Raw genomic sequence first — 15,150 nt, 5'->3', positions numbered from 1 at the left:
TGGTTTTTATTGCTTCAACAAATACAGATTTGAAATGAGAGAATCTTACAATACTTGTGGTTCTGACATAAGGTACAAAATAATTAATTATCATTATAAATCAAAGTATTATAATTAATTTTAGATTATGATTTATGACTTTTTATAGAATGGTTTGCGTGCCTTTTATACGGAATATAGGGTTTTCTTAGTGGTTTTACTGTCATTTTAGGTGTTTGTGGCGTACGAATGAGATGTACTGATAAAGGATGAGAAAAAGAAGGTGGAGCAGTGATAAAAGGTGAGGTGAGAATAATATTTCCTTGATCATCATATGAATTTGCATGCATTTTTATGGCTTCAGGTGTGCATGTTTGTTGTCTCATATTGTTGGCTTGTGTTATGTTGCTCCCATAAGGTTTTAATGTTGCTAGTGTTAATTGGGGGTTTCCTTGGTGCAAAAATCCTGTTTCAAGAAGTTGTGCAGCTTTTTCTTCTCTTTCACTTATGTTGTTAGCACCTAGAATGACAGCAATAATTGTACGTTTATTGCGGGTGGCTGAGGCAACAAGATTAAAACCAGAGGCACAAATAAAGCCTGTTTTCATACCGTCTATCCCATAAAAACGGCCAATGAGGTTGTTTGAGTTATGTTGGATTTTTCGATTATTACCAAAATCAATGGCTGGAATAGAAAAATAATGAGCATATTGTGGAAATTCTCGACGTATTTGAACGGCTAAAAGAGCAATATCGCGTGCCGTGGAGTAGTTTTGAGGATCTGGTAAACCACTTGCGTTCGCAAAATGGGTGCCAAACATGCCTAAACGTTTAGCTTCGCTATTCATTTTACGTACAAAATCTTTCTGTGAACCCGCAATAGCTTCACTCATGGCAATGGCTAAATCATTGGTAGATTTAACCATGGTAATACTTAAGGCTGTATCAAGTGTGAGTACAGAACCAGCTTTATAGCCTGAACGATATGAGGGAGCTTTTGCGGCGTATTCGCTGATGGTGATATGTTTGTTTGGTGAAACTTCCCCTCGGCTCATGGCACGAAAAATAACATAAGCGGTCATTAATTTTGTCAAGGAAGCAGGATACCAACGCTCAAAAGCTTGATTATGTTTTAAGATACGCCTCGTTGTAACATCAACAGAAATAAAAGGCTGCGCTAGAGCAACAGCGCTGGATAAACTCAAAATCACAGAAAAAAATAAATTATAGAAGAGACGTTGCATTAATTTAAATCTAGTTCCCTCTTATTCGTTATTTAGAATTGTTTTAATGTAGCACACAAAGCTTTTAAGTCTAGGATAGGGAGGAAAGATGGTTAATTGCTGTATCCGTTGTGTATGTGGGATAAAAAACAACACTCATTTTTATTTTCCCCTTGAATTTGGTTTGATGACTTAAGTATCTCAAGAAATACTTTTTAAATAATGAAGATTGTACAAGATTTCAGATTCTTGGGGGATTGATGTTTCTTAGGAAGGAACGAATCTGCATAATCATACATTTTTCTTGCTTTCCTATTAGGACAGCCCTTGGTATTTGAGACGGTTCGTAAAAAGTATTTTAATCTTTTCTTGTATCGTTTTATTCACACGAGGTATCCCCGTTTGTAATGTGCAAGAAAATAATTCTAATTGATTCAACCTAGAGTAGATTTGAAATGAGAAAATCTTACGGTATTCAGGGTTCTCATTCAAGTTGAATAACGCTAAAATATCCTTATAAATCAATGAGATGTAAGTTATTTAAATGATTTTAAAGAGAGGAAGAATTCTTTTTCAAAAAAATTTACACATTGATTATTTCTTATCATGTACATGTGTTTTATAATTTTGAATTAGAAAGTTTGAAGTATCTTTCTTATATTTTTGTTTCCTATACTCCGCTCAATATACAAAGTGATGCATTATTCTTATCAATCAGTGCATTGTTTCATGATGATTTAGTTTTTGAAGTTTCTGAACAGCGTATGGTGGCATAGGAGGAGGGGTAGGATCTTGAGCTGCTAAGAGAAGCAGTTCATCACACGCTTTTTCAGTTTTTTGGACAAGTTGATCTAGAAAATCACGTTTGCTTAAACCAGCCTCTATCGGGGGAAGAATACGGACACGAATTGTTCCAGGATAGCGGCGAAAATTATTGCGTGGCCAATATAAACCCGCATTATGTGCAATAGGAACAACTTGAAGTCCTAATTCATTATAGAGCGCGACAATTCCTGACTTATAATCTGGTTCTTGACCGGGTTGTCGGCGTGTTCCTTCGGGAAAAATCAAGATTTGGCGCCCTTGTTTTACTTTCTCTTTTGCTTTTTGTATAATCATTTTTAAGGCTTTGATGGGTGTTGTGCGGTTAATGGGGATAATTTGCGTTTTTGCCATATACCAGCCAAACAATGGAATCCACATCAATTCACGTTTTAAAATGAGAGTGGGATCATCAAAATAGGGAACAAGACTGAAAGTTTCCCAAGCCGATTGATGCTTTGGAGCAATGATATAGGGTCCTTTGGGAAGATTTTCTAAACCTTCAATCTCATAACTTGTGCCTGCGATGTATTTTTGCAAAAAGAGAGTAACGCGCGCCCATGTTTTAGGGACAATCCATGCCTTTTTGCGGGGCATTAAAAAATAAACGGGAGCGTAAAGAATCATTTGTATGAAAGTTGTTGTATAAAAAGCGAACGTAAAAAGAATAGAACGAAGGATAAGCACTACATTTTCCATTTTATATCTATAAGAAGACTTCGTATATAATATAATTCACGTGAGAAAACATCTTCTTTATATTTTTTCAAGCATCTATTTTTCGGTAACTCATTTTCCGATATTTAAAAACAGAAGGAAAGAGGTTGATGGAATTACAAAAAGATAAACTTTTTATTCCACGGATTTTATCTATTGCGGGAACAGATCCTTCTGGTGGCGCTGGAATGCAGGCGGATTTGAAGGTTTTTTCAGCTATGAAAACTTATGGTATGAGTGTGGTTACAGCTGTTGTTGCACAAAATACTCAGGGTGTGCGTTCTTTTCAGGCATTAGATGCTTCTTTTGTTGCAGATCAAATTGATTCTGTTTTTGAGGATATCCATGTTGATGCCGTTAAAATTGGTATGGTTGCAAATGCTCAGATTGCACAGGTTATTGCAGAACGTCTTGCTTATCATAAAGCGCGTTTCATTGTTTTTGATCCGGTTATGGTTGCAAAAAGTGGTGATGTTCTTTTAAAGTCTGATGCAATTGAAATTATGCGTGATGTTCTTGTGCCGATGTCAACTTTGATCACGCCAAATTTGCCTGAAGCTGCATTGTTATTGGGATGTGAAGTGCAATGGTCTTTAGAGACTATGTATCAATATGCTCCACGACTCTTGGCGCTAGGGTGTCGTGCAGTTTTGTTAAAAGGGGGACATTTGAATACGCTTACCAGAAATAGTACAGAAAATTACGATTGTTCTAGTCCAGATCTTTATTGTGATTGTGAAAACCTTGTTATACTTGAAGCCTCTCGTCTTTCAACCACTCATGATCATGGGACAGGGTGTACCATTTCTGCTGCCATTGCAGCTCTGTTACCTACCCAACCTTTGGATTGCGCTGTTAAACAAGCAAAAGATTATTTGCATGGCGCTTTAACTGCCTCAGATGCTTTAAAAGTAGGGAAAGGGCGAGGGCCGCTTCATCATTTTTATGCATTATGGAAAGATTAATACAACGATTGATAGTGAAAAATCTTCACTTTATGAATTTGTTTCGTCATTATATGCTGTTTTGGACTTATGACTGATAAGTGTTAGCGCATTGTAGCTTAACAGTTATTTTGTATTAAGAAGGATGAGAAAAAAATGTTATAATTTGTTTCTTTTATATATTTTTTACGATTAATCTATCCTGTTTCAGAGGCAATTTTGAGTATAAAAAAAGAGAGAGAAAGGAATTGTAAAATCAGGATTTGATAGAAAAAAGGATAGAGGGAAAGACCAATATTAAAGCTGGCTGATCCCACTATATTTGCTGTTTCTTATATTGGTGGCAAAACAGGATGAGCCAAAATCGTTATCAAAATTATTGAAGATATCTAACATTTACAGAGTTTTTTGTCGGCATGGATAGGGTTTTCTAAATAGAAATTGATACTTTCTGATGGAATTATCAATGATCTTTCAGGTGATGTGGTAAATTTTTTTCGGATATTACAACGTCATTATCCTTTTTATGGAACTGCTTTATGGAATTATTGGCGTTTCAGATGAGTAGCCATGAGGAGTTTCAATATTTAATACAGCAAGATCTAGAAACTTTCACGCATTTAGAGCGGGTTTTAAGGTTTTTATATTTATAGTGATTAAATTTTAGCGAGAAGATAGTCGATCGTACAATCGGAGTTTCAATAGACCTGTAGCGTATGGTTTAATCTTTTCAAAATTGAATTTTTATTCTGTTGTTTAGCAGATGTTACCATTAAACATTTAAAATGGTCTGATTTTATTGTGCGCTATGACGGTTTCAACACCTTATGTTACCTTATCTTGATTGAAGTTATGTTCCTCATGTAAAATAGAATGCACTTATATTGTTAATTCACATGTTTATTTTAAAGAGATTTCTCTCAAGGTGTGTCACATCCATTTTATAATAATGTTCGTGAATGGTCTAAAGCCTCTATGAAGTGTATAAAACTATTATGCTTCCCATTTTTACGTTTTCAAGGTGAAAGGGGTCCCCCCCTATACTATTTTAGCTCCCAATGTTGCGATAATCTTTGGTATTTCAGAGCGTTCAGAAGAAGAGTTTTTATTCCTTTCTTCAAGTGAATTTTATCGATACGTCAATTTTGCCTGTTATGCGTGAGAAGATGATTGTGAGTGATTTTAATGTATAGAGATTTGAAATGAGATAGTCCTATGATATTTGAGACGCTTGCTCAATATGAATAATTATAAATTATCTTTATAAATCAAGTTGTTAATTTATTTTTGTGTTGAAGATTATTCTGGATAAGAATTTGTTCAAGCAAGAGGATTACCAAATGATGTCAACGCTGTTTACACAAGTACAAGGGAAAATTTCTTTTGTCTTTCAAATGATGTGCTAGAAATCCCAAAAACTTAATTCACTCTACATAATAGGTGAAAATAGTTTATTTCGTGTAAAAATAATACAATTAGCGTGAGAGATTTCTCATCATCAACTGTGATATAAAAAAGAAACAATACACATAAAGGACCTTTAAATGATCTTTGAAAGTTTTTTTAAGCTCCTTTGGTTATTTTATAAAGCGAAAATTTTTTCTATTAATTAACTAACAGACTAACCATCTAACAAACTATGATGCAACTGTCGTTCTAAATATTTGCTTTCGAGTTCTTCATAATTATCAGTAACAAACAGTAGATTATTGATCATATAAAAAATTTACACTTATTCAACTTAGATTTGTGATAGATATCTTTATTTAAGACAAAGTAAGAAAATAAGAAAATTTGAGTGAGTCATTTAAAACAATTATATTTGTAATGATTTTAGCTTTTCACTATCAGTAGTAAAGGGGATTGGCCAAGCTTCCTTGGTTGTATCGATTGCTTGATCATATCTGAGCTCTGCTGAAAATAATAAATTCTTTTAGTTGATGAGCAAAAAAGAATTCATCACTCAATGATCATGTGTTTATTGGAATAAATTTTAAATTCACCAAAGTTTGTAAAGCCCAATTTTTTATAAATGCCAATTCCCTCGTGAGAGGCTTGCATACCAATAACATGACATTTCTTTCTTTTTAAATGCTCAATAGCAATTTTTGTCATGAATGACCCAACACCTCTTTTCTGAAAATCTGGATTGGTGACAATATCATACACTCCACCAACTCCATCTGCTTTAATACAAAAATATATTGCTATAGGATTGTTATTTATATAACCAACGAACATCTCTACATCAGAGTCTTTATTTATAACAACGGCCTATTGTTTCATAAAATATAACTGCTTCTTCATCAAAAGGCTCGAAGACTGATGCCATAACATTTCCATAATCTCTAAAATCTTGAAGTGATTCAACTTCCTTGATTTTGAAGTTATCCGGCATAGAAGTAACATGTGAGTCTATATTTTGCGCTAAAGCTGCCATGCCTACCTCTGTTTCAACATGCTCTAAGCTAATAGATAAGAGAACTTCATCAACTTTATAATGAGACGAATGAGGTCCAACCCACCAAGCTAAAGGTAGTTTCTGCGCATTACAAGAAAGCGATTATAGATTTTGCCTGCTCCACAGGTATAGTTTCTTGTAAATTTTTAGCAGAGATAATATTGAATGTATCTGAAGCAAATGTTGAATTTAATAGAAGAAACGCCATTTGAAAAATCAACAACCTTTATTTTAGGGCACAATTTTGGTAAAAAACGTACTTTTGAACAAAAATTATTCTCTAATGATAAGTCAATTTTTGATTTGTTTAACATTTGTTTTTCTTGTTATTGCTCATCATTTCTAATTAATCTTTTATACGGGGGCTGTAAAAAAATCCGTCTAAGTTAAAAATTATTATCTTAGATCTAAGCCCCAATCCAATAGATGCTTCACAAGAAATTACGAATCTTAGAAAAACTTTGAAAAAAGTAAATTGATACAAAACCGAGTGGAAAAATATACAAAACCTGCTGGCAAGATACATACAGCTACAACAACCGATGTAGTTTGACACTAGGTTTTATACTAAGTGGGAAAAGGTGGGATTAGGTAGGAATACGTGATAATTTATTGTTTTTATGTATAAAATTTAGCATTAAATGCGCGTTTTGTCAAAATAGATTTTGACACCTAAAATTGTAAAAAAGAGCTAAAAAGAGCGAAAATCAGAAAAAAGTGCATTTTCATGGTAAAAATGAGAGAAGGCTTTGAAAGGTCTTTGAAAACCCTGTGAAAAATTTTGAAAAGTCTGTGAAAGCCCAGAAAACCGCCTTTGAAGACCCTGTGAAAAAAATCACTCCAAAAGTTCAATTGACTCCAAAATCAGCCAAAAATAACCAAAAAAGCAAAAAAGATTTCCATATATAAGTGGAAATCTCTAAAAATTGAGTAAAAAGTATTGTTTATCAATAATTTATATAAATTTTTTAATGTAAAAAGATTTCCACTTTCATTTTTCATATTAAAGAGGCATTAAGCCGTATTTTGTGTAGTTTCTAGATGTACTCTTTCAGCTTCTATTTGACGCTTTAAATGAATTTTAAGAAGAGGGAAAGTCGCTTCGACCTCTTCCATGTCGTTGATGTCTTGAACAAGCTCTTGCAGTTTTCCATAAAGTTCCGCCGCGAGTTCCGCTATATCTTCAGGGGGGAGTTTTATTTTAGCATCGCGATAGGTTGTATAAGCTATGCGACCAAGCTTTTTCATGAGACCAGCAGGAATGGTGGGTGCTTTAAAACCTGCTGCTTTCGCTTTTGCCATGTCACTAAACATTTCGCCTTCACCAGTAGCTAGCCATTCCACAGATATACCGCAAACATTTTTGTAAATTACCAACATTGATACAGGTGGTTCGCGCAAGCCAGTTTCATAATTACACATAGTACTTTCTGGTGCTGCAAGATGTTCAGCAAATTGCTTGCGCTCCGTGAAACCAAGGGCGCGTCGCACTTCACATAGCCGCTTTGCTAGTTCTGTTTTAGGTTCTTTTTTAGGGCGTGCCAAAAATGCTCCTTATTCATATTTAGGTTCGTTTTAAATTACAGGATTTTAAAAAGAGATTCCCCCATTCATTTTAGAGAGGCATTAAGCCGTATTTTGTGTAGTTTCTAGATGTACTCTTTCAGCTTCTATTTGACGCTTTAAATGAATTTTAAGAAGAGGGAAAGTTGCTTCTACTTCTTCCATGTCGTTGATGTCTTGAACAAGCTCTTGCAGTTTTCTATAAAGTTCCGCCGCGAGTTCCGCTATATCTTCAGGGGGGAGTTTTATTTTAGCATCGCGATAGGTTGTATAAGCTATGCGACCAAGCTTTTTCATGAGACCAGCAGGGATAGTAGGCGCTAAATCTGTAACTTTCGTTACTTCCATAAACATTTCGCCTTCACCTGTAATTAGCCAAGTTAAGTTGACATTTAATTGCTGTGATAAAGCAGTCAAAAATTCCACATTGGGAAAAGTGGTCCCTCTTTCAGCATGGTCATAAATTGCTTTTTTAATACCTAAACGGGTAGCTATCTGATCTCGATTAAGCTCTAAGCTTTCTCGTATCAAACGTAACCGCTTTGCCTGTTCTGTTTTGGGTTCAATTTCTTTTTTTGCCACAAATTACATAATAATGCAAATATTGCGTTGACTTAATGCATTTTTTGCATTATACCTCTAATTACCGCCCGATATAGAGGGCAGATATTTTACAATTAACCCCACAAAAAACGGATGGTTTGAGCATCCGTTTGAAGCAGGAGCGAAAGTTATGACTATCACACAAGTATGGGATCGCCATAGTATTTTAGCCGAGCTACGCCGCCGTAATATGACCTTGGCGGAGCTCGCGAAAGCTTATCAACTCTCGTCATCCAGTGTTCAACACATTTGGACACGGTCTAACGAGAAAGCCGAACGTGCTATTGCCGATTTTATCGGTTTGCCCGTCGAGCAGGTTTTTAGCGACCGCTACCCCAAAAGTCGCCGTCGCATTTTTAAAGCAGCAAAACATGCCAATACAGATTCGCGTGCGCATTCTGCTTTGCGCGGGAATGCTGCTTGAACTTCGTTACACGGCTTTGCGCTTTTGCGCATTTGCCATGAATTTAAATACCATAAGATAAAAAGGTTTATCAATGTCTAAAGATCAGTACGAAATAGGCAAGATAAATTGCATAGAGTTGCATCATAGAACAGCCGTTTGCATGGGTTGGTTCTGGCGATTAGATGGTGGTCATATTGTTTTTATAGGGGGTGGTTATGGTTGCTGCTTGTAATTTATGGACCCCAGATGTCAGAAACGATATCGTTAATCCTTATTCAGAAGTTGAACGTTTACAGGTGATGCTTTCCTGTTCTTTAAAAGCCGTGAGTAGTGGATTTAAGCATCTGCCGATCCGGTATATTATTGACCCCCCGCATGGCTTATTTGATGCGGCGTTAGCACGACAGATTGTTATTCATATTTTGCATTATCAGTTTGAGGTGCCACGGCGGCGTATTGTTGCGATACAGGCACGTCAGCGGACTTCTATTTCTCTATCTATGCAAGTGATTAACCGGCGTTTGGAAGAACCCGTTTTTGCGAAAGCTTATCGAAGATGGGCGGGGCGTGCGATGGATTTGTTCTTTAAAGAGATCAGAAAGGTGGGGGCGTGATGGCACAGTTTCAAAAGCTTGCTCTTGATGTGATTGTGGTGCCGGAGCGTATACGCCCTGTGGATGATGAACATGCCAAGGCGCTTGCACAATCGATGGCGCGGGAGGGATTGATGAATCCGATTACGGTGCGCCATACCCCTAATGCTAAAGAGGGCAATTATACGCTTATTGCTGGTGCACACCGGCTTCGTGCTGCGGAGCTTTTAGGCTATAGCGAAATTGATGCGGTTGTGGTGCAGGCGGATAAGGACAATGCCGCGCTTTTAGAGGTTGCTGAAAACCTCTTTCGCAATGAATTGTCAGTGATTGATCGTGCGCTTTTTGTCCAGACTTACCGCGAGTTGTGGGAAAAGAAGTATGGGGAAATTAAGGTTGGTGGGGACGGTAGTAATCAACATAAAGTCAAAAAAGAGCAATTCGGTCAAGTTGACCGAATTGCTCATACCGATGAAGAAAGTGATAAGGGAGTTACTTTTTGCTTTGCTAGACATGTGGCAGATCGCATTGGTTTATCTGAAGAGTCAGTGAGACGACTTAATCGTATTTCCAAGTATTTACAGCCGGAGTTGCGGGCGGTTTTGCGGGGGACGGCATTGGCGGATAATCAAGCGCAGTTGTTAAAATTAGCCAAGATGGAGCCGGTTGCGCAACGGCGGGTGGCAATTGCTTTGCAACAGGTTGAGGGAGATTTACGGCGGGCTGTTGATTTGGTCAATGGGATTAATACGCCGCCGCAAATTAATGAACAAGAGCGGGTTTTTGCTCAGTTATTGGGTGTTTGGCAGAGGGCGGATGCGCAGACAAAGGCGCGGTTTTATGATTATTTGAACAAGCAATCGGGGGAGGTGCTGTCATGAAGAGGCATGGTTGCGGGCAGCTTGATTTTTTCCAAAAGCCGGTTTTTCCTTGTCGTGAACCCGTTGCACAGATTGATTTAGGGCGGTTTCGCTCGCGCATTAAGCGTGCGATGGCGCGTGCTTTGAGAGAATGCCGGCATGAGCGCAGTGTGATTGCGGAGCGTATGGCGCATTATTTAGGGATTGGGTGTTTAAGTAAGGCCAGTTTGGATGCTTATGTTGCGGAAAGTAAGCAGGTGGATATTTCCCTGCCGCGGTTTAAGGCATTTGTGCGGGCGACAGAGGCATTTTGGCTTTGGGATGAGGTGGTGAGTGAAGATGGATTGTTGCTGTTGCAAGGGGATGAGGCGCGGTTAGCAGAAATTGCGCGGCTTCAGCAGGAACAGCGGGAGATTGCAGCGCAATTGAAAGCCATGCGCGCAACGCCGGTTCGCATTAAAAGGGGGCAGCCATGAAGGAATGGTTTACTATTGCCGAATTGGCTGAGGCAGCTTTGCCAGGGTTGCCGAAAACATATAAAAGTCTTGAAAACCACGGACGGGCATATTGGAGAAAAAACTCTGAACTTTCGAGGAAAGTGGGAGGCAAAACCAAGCCGGTTTGGGAGTATCACATTTCTTTATTGCCGGAGGGGGCGCGGGCGGCGTTGTTGGTGCGGTTTGGTGGGGCTGTTGATGTGAAACAAACGCAAGGGGAGCAAAAGGCAAGTATTTGGGTGCGTTATGAGGGGCTTTCCAAGGCGCATAAAAGGCGCTGTGAAGAGCGTTTGAAGGCACTTTGCTTTTGGGAAGATTTACTCCATGCCGGTATGGGTGTGCATGATGCGGCAAGTTTGAGTGCGGTGCAATTTGGTGTGAGCCGGATGTCGCTTTTTAATTGGCGGCAGATGGTGGAGGGGTATGAGCGCTCTGATTGGTTGGCAGCTTTAGCGCCTTGTTATGGTGAGGAGAATGTTTCGCAATTTGCGCCGTGTCATGAGGGGGCGTGGGAGGTTTTTTGTTCGGATTATTTGCGCCCCTCTAAACCTGCTTTTTCGGCGTGTTATCGGCGGATGGTTTCGGTTGCACAGGAGCGGGGTTGGCAGCCCATTCCTTCAGAGCGGGCTTTGCGGCGTCGTTTTAAGGCGCAAGTTTCCAAAGCGGTTGTGGTTTTAGCGCGTGAGGGAGAAGAAAAGGCAAAAAAGCTTTATCCAGCCCAACGGCGTGATCGCTCGAGCCTGCATGCATTGCAAGCAGTGAATATGGACGGGCATAAGCTGGATGTTTTTGTGAATGTTCCTTGGACAGAGAAGCCTGTGCGGCTTTATCTGATTGCCATTCAAGATCTTTATTCGGGCAAGATTTTATCGTGGCGCTTATCGGATGCTGAAACTTGGGAAATCGTTCGTTTGGTGATTGGGGATATGGTGGAAGCTTATGGGATACCAGAGCGCATGACCTTGGATAATGGGCGTGCCTTTACCAGCAAGTGGATTTCTGGAGGTGTGCAAAACCGTTTTCGTTTTAAGATTAAGCCGGATGATCCGCAGGGGCTTTTGACGAGTTTGGGTGTGCAATTGCAATGGACCACCCCTTATAGCGGACAGTCTAAACCGATTGAGCGGGCATGGCGTGATCTGGCAGAAGCGATTTCGAAACATCCCTTTTGTGCGGGGGCTTATACGGGCAATAAACCGGATGCCAAGCCTGAAGATTATGGAAAACGCGCGATAGGATTTGAAGCGTTTAAAGCCCATGTTGGTGCGCAAATTGTGGCGCATAATGCGCAAGCAGGGCGTAAGGCGGTCAATTGTGCGGGGCGCAGTTTTGATGAGACCTTTACAGAGAGCTTGCAAGCCGAGGGGACGATTATTCGGCAAGCAACGGCAGCACAACGGGCTTTATGGCTTTTAACCTCTGAGGCATTGCGTGCGCAAAAGGGTACGGGCGAGATCCATTTTTATGGCAATCGTTATTGGGCGCGGGCGTTGAATGAGCATGCGGGGAAAAAAGTGATTGTACGCTTTGATCCGGATAATTTGCATCAAGATTTACGGGTTTATGATTTGAATAATCGGTTGCTTTGTTTGGCACCATGCCTTTGTGATGTGGGCTTTTATGACCAGCAGGCGGCGCGCTTGAATGGGCGTTTGCGTAAAGAATATGTGAAGGCTGTTAAAGCAGAAAAACAGTTGGCAGCAAAGCTTGCGCCTGATCACTTGGCCGATGTTTATGGTCGCCTTGAGAAAAAGGATGAAGTGTTCAAATCGAAGCTTCCGATAAAGCCAAAGGTGAGCCGCTTGATGCCAAACCATGTGGGGAATTTAGCTTTGACAGCAGACGATGATGAGGCTTTGGGGGCTCGAGAATTTAGTCAACACTTGCATAAAGCTTTGAGAAAGCTTTCGGCGTCTGATGAGGGGCGTGAGGTGATCAAGTTTCCCAAGCAATAGAATAAGGAACTAGGAAAAGAGAGGGGGGATTTGTAAGAATTCTCAAAAGGAAGCTGGTTTTGTATCGCGTATCAGCTTGAAGCGTTAACAAAGAAAGGGGGGGAGGAATCTTAATCCTTTAAAAGTCTAATCAATACATGAAGTTTCTAGGTATCTTTGCCTGATCGGGAGAGATGCGTGGAGTTAGCAAGTTCTCTGATGTGTGAGAAAGAGAGGGGATTTGCAAGGTTAGCCGTTTTAGTATCGCGTACGGCTTTTAAATGTTCATTCTAAAGACAAAAGAAAGGGGCGGGTGGGAGCCCTTCCCCTTATCAATAGTCTAAAATCAATACAGAGGGGAATATACATGAAAAACGCGATAAATGCAACGGTCGATAAAAATCCCTGGGCGCGACCTAAAATCCAGCCTAATGGAACAGCACAAAACCGCAACAGTGATGACATTGCTTTATGGAATGAGCTTGTGGATGCGGTGAGAGCTTTGGGACAAATGAATGATTGGTCGAAAGCAGAGGTGGCGCGGCGCATAGGCATGCCGGATGGGACGTTTTCGCAATGGTATGCGGGCAGTTATGCGGGGCAATTGGGTAAGCAAAATGCAAAGGTTCAACAATGGGTTGAGGTTTTAAAGGAAACGGCGGGGTTTTTGGAGAAGATCCCTGAAAAACCAGCCTTTCAGAGGAATCGAATTGCCAGTGAGATTATTGATACTTTAACACTGGCACAAAGTACGGGGGATATGGTGATGATTACGCTTGATGCGGGCAGTGGTAAGACCGAAACCTGCCGCCATTATCGCTCTACCCGCCCGCATGTTTATCTGGTGACAGCAAGCCCGCATACGCGTAGTGTTCACGGTATTTTGAATGATATGGCAGCAGAATTGGAAGTGGTGGAATATAATCCCACCCGCTTAACGCGTGCGATTGGCAAAAAGTTAGAGCGCGTGGGCAGTGGCACGTTGTTGATCGTTGATGAGGCGCAAAATTTAACGGATGAGGCGATTAATCAGTTGCGCCACTTTGTTGATATCAATGGTACGGGGTTGGCTTTGGTTGGCAATGATGAAATCTCTGGACGGTTGGTTCATCGTCAAAATGGTCCCTCTTATGCGCAAATTAAAAGCCGATTGGCGATGCATTTGAAACGGCGCAAGCCCTATAGTGAGGATATTGCAGCGCGCATTCATGATTGGGGGATTGAAGATGTTGGTGCGATAAAGTTTTTGACGGGAATTGGTTTGAAAGCTGGTGCTTTGCGGCAAATTGACAAAACCATGATGTTGGCACGCATGGCAGCGCTTGGAGATGGGTGTGAGGTGACCCTGAAACATGTCAAAGCGGCATGGAAAAACCGTGACGTGGAGGAATTGGCATGATCTCTTTATGCGACAAAGAATTATCCGATACGCTTGTTGGTCTTTATGACGATTATCAATGCGGTTTTGATATTGGAGAACAGCTTAAATTGTGTGTTGATTTGGCGTTATTGCTTGAATTGGAGTTGAGTGTTCACCGTTTGGGGGAAGCGGATGCGGTTTTGGAAGGCCAAGTTTCAGAAGTTTTGGCTGAGTGTGAAGGCTCTGATGCGGATGAGAGCAATCGTGTGATTTATATGGATTTTGGAGGCGGAAAATGATGGAACGCAACCCCTATATGGTGAGAGATAGCTTGATTGCTTTGCGCTCTGCCTTGTTAAAACATGAAATGGATGGGATTTTTATGCATGGACAAGATGTTCGAGAATTGAATGAGTATTTGCGTCGTTTGGCAGGCTATAACCACGTTTTAGGTCATGAGCTTATGCGGTGTCGTTGGCAATTGAAAGCGGGATGTGCGCCTTCTTCAGGGGATGTTGTGCCATTTCGTCGGTTTCAAAAAACATAAGGAGGAAGTTGGTGATGAATCCACAAATTGAACTTGAAGGTACGCGTTATATGAAGGATGCGAAAGGGGCTTTGGTGCCGGTAAACCTGATCCGCCCTGCGGATTTGTTAGAGGATGAAACGGTGCGCAAAATTATGGGTTTTGCGAAAGAATTATCGGCAAGGATTGCACGTTTTAACAACCATACGATTGCGGATTTGAGTGATTTTGATAGCTTGCTTGCGCAAGAATATGGTGTGGAGCGGCGTGGCAAAAAGGGCAATTGTACTTACACAAGCTTTGATGGTTTGCAACGCATTAAGGTGCAGGTACAGGAAAGTGTTGATTTTGGACCGCAATTGCAAATTGCCAAAAGCCTTCTTGATGAATGTTTGAATGAATGGTCTGCGGATGCGCGCCCTGAAATCCGTGCGATTATTACGCGTGCTTTTAATACGGATAAAGAAGGCAAGGTGAATCGGGGGGAGATCTTTATGCTGTTGCGTTTGGATATTGATGATCCACGCTGGAAAGAGGCGATGCGTGCTATTCGTGAGTCATTCCGTGTGACGACATCTAAGGAATATGTGCGTTTTTATGAGCGTGATAGCCTAGAAAGCGCTTGGCGTGCTGTGACCATTGATTTGGCGAAGACATGAGGG

General features: G+C 40.4%; 18 protein-coding genes. 12 read left to right on the top strand and 6 right to left on the bottom strand.

Going from position 1 to position 15,150, the window contains the following annotated elements:
- Nucleotides 1-125: 125 nt before the first annotated feature.
- Nucleotides 126-1,223 carry a D-alanyl-D-alanine carboxypeptidase family protein gene (locus ACFILH_RS06055; protein ID WP_375630665.1) on the bottom strand — a complete coding sequence of 366 codons (1,098 nt, stop codon included), beginning with the start codon at nucleotides 1,221-1,223 and terminating at the stop codon, nucleotides 126-128.
- A gap of 693 nt (nucleotides 1,224-1,916) precedes the next feature.
- Complete coding sequence (locus ACFILH_RS06050; RefSeq protein ID WP_273790137.1) at nucleotides 1,917-2,723, bottom strand: 1-acyl-sn-glycerol-3-phosphate acyltransferase; 807 nt, start codon at nucleotides 2,721-2,723, stop codon at nucleotides 1,917-1,919.
- Between the two features lie 128 nt (nucleotides 2,724-2,851).
- On the opposite strand from ACFILH_RS06050, the gene thiD reads away from it, so the two are divergent.
- On the top strand, nucleotides 2,852-3,706 hold the full coding sequence (gene thiD / locus ACFILH_RS06045) for a bifunctional hydroxymethylpyrimidine kinase/phosphomethylpyrimidine kinase (RefSeq protein ID WP_375637303.1): 855 nt from the start codon (nucleotides 2,852-2,854) through the stop codon (nucleotides 3,704-3,706).
- Between the two features lie 1,938 nt (nucleotides 3,707-5,644).
- On the opposite strand, the gene ACFILH_RS06040 is transcribed toward thiD, so the two are convergent.
- Both ACFILH_RS06040 and ACFILH_RS06035 read right to left on the bottom strand, forming a co-directional pair.
- Nucleotides 5,645-5,926: a GNAT family N-acetyltransferase gene (locus tag ACFILH_RS06040; RefSeq protein WP_375637305.1), complete on the bottom strand. Its 282-nt coding sequence runs from the start codon at nucleotides 5,924-5,926 to the stop codon at nucleotides 5,645-5,647.
- A gap of 16 nt (nucleotides 5,927-5,942) precedes the next feature.
- Complete coding sequence (locus tag ACFILH_RS06035; RefSeq protein WP_273790134.1) at nucleotides 5,943-6,125, bottom strand: hypothetical protein; 183 nt, start codon at nucleotides 6,123-6,125, stop codon at nucleotides 5,943-5,945.
- 792 nt (nucleotides 6,126-6,917) lie between these two features.
- Here ACFILH_RS06035 and ACFILH_RS06030 point away from each other — a divergent pair.
- Complete coding sequence (locus ACFILH_RS06030; protein WP_375657200.1) at nucleotides 6,918-7,055, top strand: hypothetical protein; 138 nt, start codon at nucleotides 6,918-6,920, stop codon at nucleotides 7,053-7,055.
- A 105-nt stretch (nucleotides 7,056-7,160) separates the two neighbouring features.
- On the opposite strand, the gene ACFILH_RS06025 is transcribed toward ACFILH_RS06030, so the two are convergent.
- Together ACFILH_RS06025 and ACFILH_RS06020 are read right to left on the bottom strand one after the other, a co-directional pair.
- Nucleotides 7,161-7,691, bottom strand: coding sequence for a helix-turn-helix domain-containing protein (locus ACFILH_RS06025; protein WP_375667526.1), 531 nt, complete (start codon nucleotides 7,689-7,691; stop codon nucleotides 7,161-7,163).
- Nucleotides 7,692-7,772: 81 nt separating this feature from the next.
- The gene (locus ACFILH_RS06020; protein ID WP_375667524.1) at nucleotides 7,773-8,291 is read right to left on the bottom strand and encodes a helix-turn-helix domain-containing protein; all 519 of its coding nucleotides are present in this window, start codon (nucleotides 8,289-8,291) and stop codon (nucleotides 7,773-7,775) included.
- Between the two features lie 151 nt (nucleotides 8,292-8,442).
- Between ACFILH_RS06020 and ACFILH_RS06015 the strand changes: the two genes are divergently transcribed.
- The 10 genes from ACFILH_RS06015 to ACFILH_RS05970 all read left to right on the top strand — a co-directional run bounded on the left by ACFILH_RS06015 (nucleotide 8,443) and on the right by ACFILH_RS05970 (nucleotide 15,147).
- Nucleotides 8,443-8,736 (top strand): helix-turn-helix transcriptional regulator, encoded by a 294-nt coding sequence (locus ACFILH_RS06015; protein WP_183194530.1) that lies wholly within the window; start codon nucleotides 8,443-8,445, stop codon nucleotides 8,734-8,736.
- A gap of 73 nt (nucleotides 8,737-8,809) precedes the next feature.
- Complete coding sequence (locus ACFILH_RS06010) at nucleotides 8,810-8,950, top strand: hypothetical protein (protein WP_273755279.1); 141 nt, start codon at nucleotides 8,810-8,812, stop codon at nucleotides 8,948-8,950.
- Nucleotides 8,934-9,332, top strand: a complete 399-nt coding sequence (locus ACFILH_RS06005; RefSeq protein ID WP_375648049.1) for a hypothetical protein — start codon at nucleotides 8,934-8,936, stop codon at nucleotides 9,330-9,332. The genes ACFILH_RS06010 and ACFILH_RS06005 overlap by 17 nt, the downstream gene beginning before the upstream one ends.
- On the top strand, nucleotides 9,332-10,192 hold the full coding sequence (locus tag ACFILH_RS06000; RefSeq protein WP_375667523.1) for a ParB/RepB/Spo0J family partition protein: 861 nt from the start codon (nucleotides 9,332-9,334) through the stop codon (nucleotides 10,190-10,192). The genes ACFILH_RS06005 and ACFILH_RS06000 overlap by 1 nt, the downstream gene beginning before the upstream one ends.
- Nucleotides 10,189-10,647, top strand: coding sequence for a hypothetical protein (locus ACFILH_RS05995; protein WP_012232200.1), 459 nt, complete (start codon nucleotides 10,189-10,191; stop codon nucleotides 10,645-10,647). The genes ACFILH_RS06000 and ACFILH_RS05995 overlap by 4 nt, the downstream gene beginning before the upstream one ends.
- Nucleotides 10,644-12,623 carry a transposase domain-containing protein gene (locus ACFILH_RS05990; RefSeq protein ID WP_375667521.1) on the top strand — a complete coding sequence of 660 codons (1,980 nt, stop codon included), beginning with the start codon at nucleotides 10,644-10,646 and terminating at the stop codon, nucleotides 12,621-12,623. Before ACFILH_RS05995 ends, ACFILH_RS05990 begins: the two co-directional genes overlap by 4 nt.
- A 346-nt stretch (nucleotides 12,624-12,969) precedes the next feature.
- Nucleotides 12,970-14,001 carry an AAA family ATPase gene (locus ACFILH_RS05985; RefSeq protein ID WP_375613740.1) on the top strand — a complete coding sequence of 344 codons (1,032 nt, stop codon included), beginning with the start codon at nucleotides 12,970-12,972 and terminating at the stop codon, nucleotides 13,999-14,001.
- Nucleotides 13,998-14,261 carry a hypothetical protein gene (locus tag ACFILH_RS05980; protein ID WP_375667519.1) on the top strand — a complete coding sequence of 88 codons (264 nt, stop codon included), beginning with the start codon at nucleotides 13,998-14,000 and terminating at the stop codon, nucleotides 14,259-14,261. Before ACFILH_RS05985 ends, ACFILH_RS05980 begins: the two co-directional genes overlap by 4 nt.
- Nucleotides 14,258-14,509, top strand: a complete 252-nt coding sequence (locus ACFILH_RS05975) for a hypothetical protein (protein WP_375667518.1) — start codon at nucleotides 14,258-14,260, stop codon at nucleotides 14,507-14,509. The genes ACFILH_RS05980 and ACFILH_RS05975 overlap by 4 nt, the downstream gene beginning before the upstream one ends.
- Nucleotides 14,510-14,523: 14 nt before the next feature.
- Complete coding sequence (locus ACFILH_RS05970; RefSeq protein WP_375627429.1) at nucleotides 14,524-15,147, top strand: DUF3164 family protein; 624 nt, start codon at nucleotides 14,524-14,526, stop codon at nucleotides 15,145-15,147.
- Nucleotides 15,148-15,150 lie beyond the last annotated feature (3 nt).

This window comes from Bartonella sp. CL435QHHD (assembly GCF_042195095.1).
Lineage (GTDB): Bacteria > Pseudomonadota > Alphaproteobacteria > Rhizobiales > Rhizobiaceae > Bartonella.
Note: the sequence above shows the minus strand (reverse complement) of the source record. Positions and strands in the feature narration are given on the sequence as shown.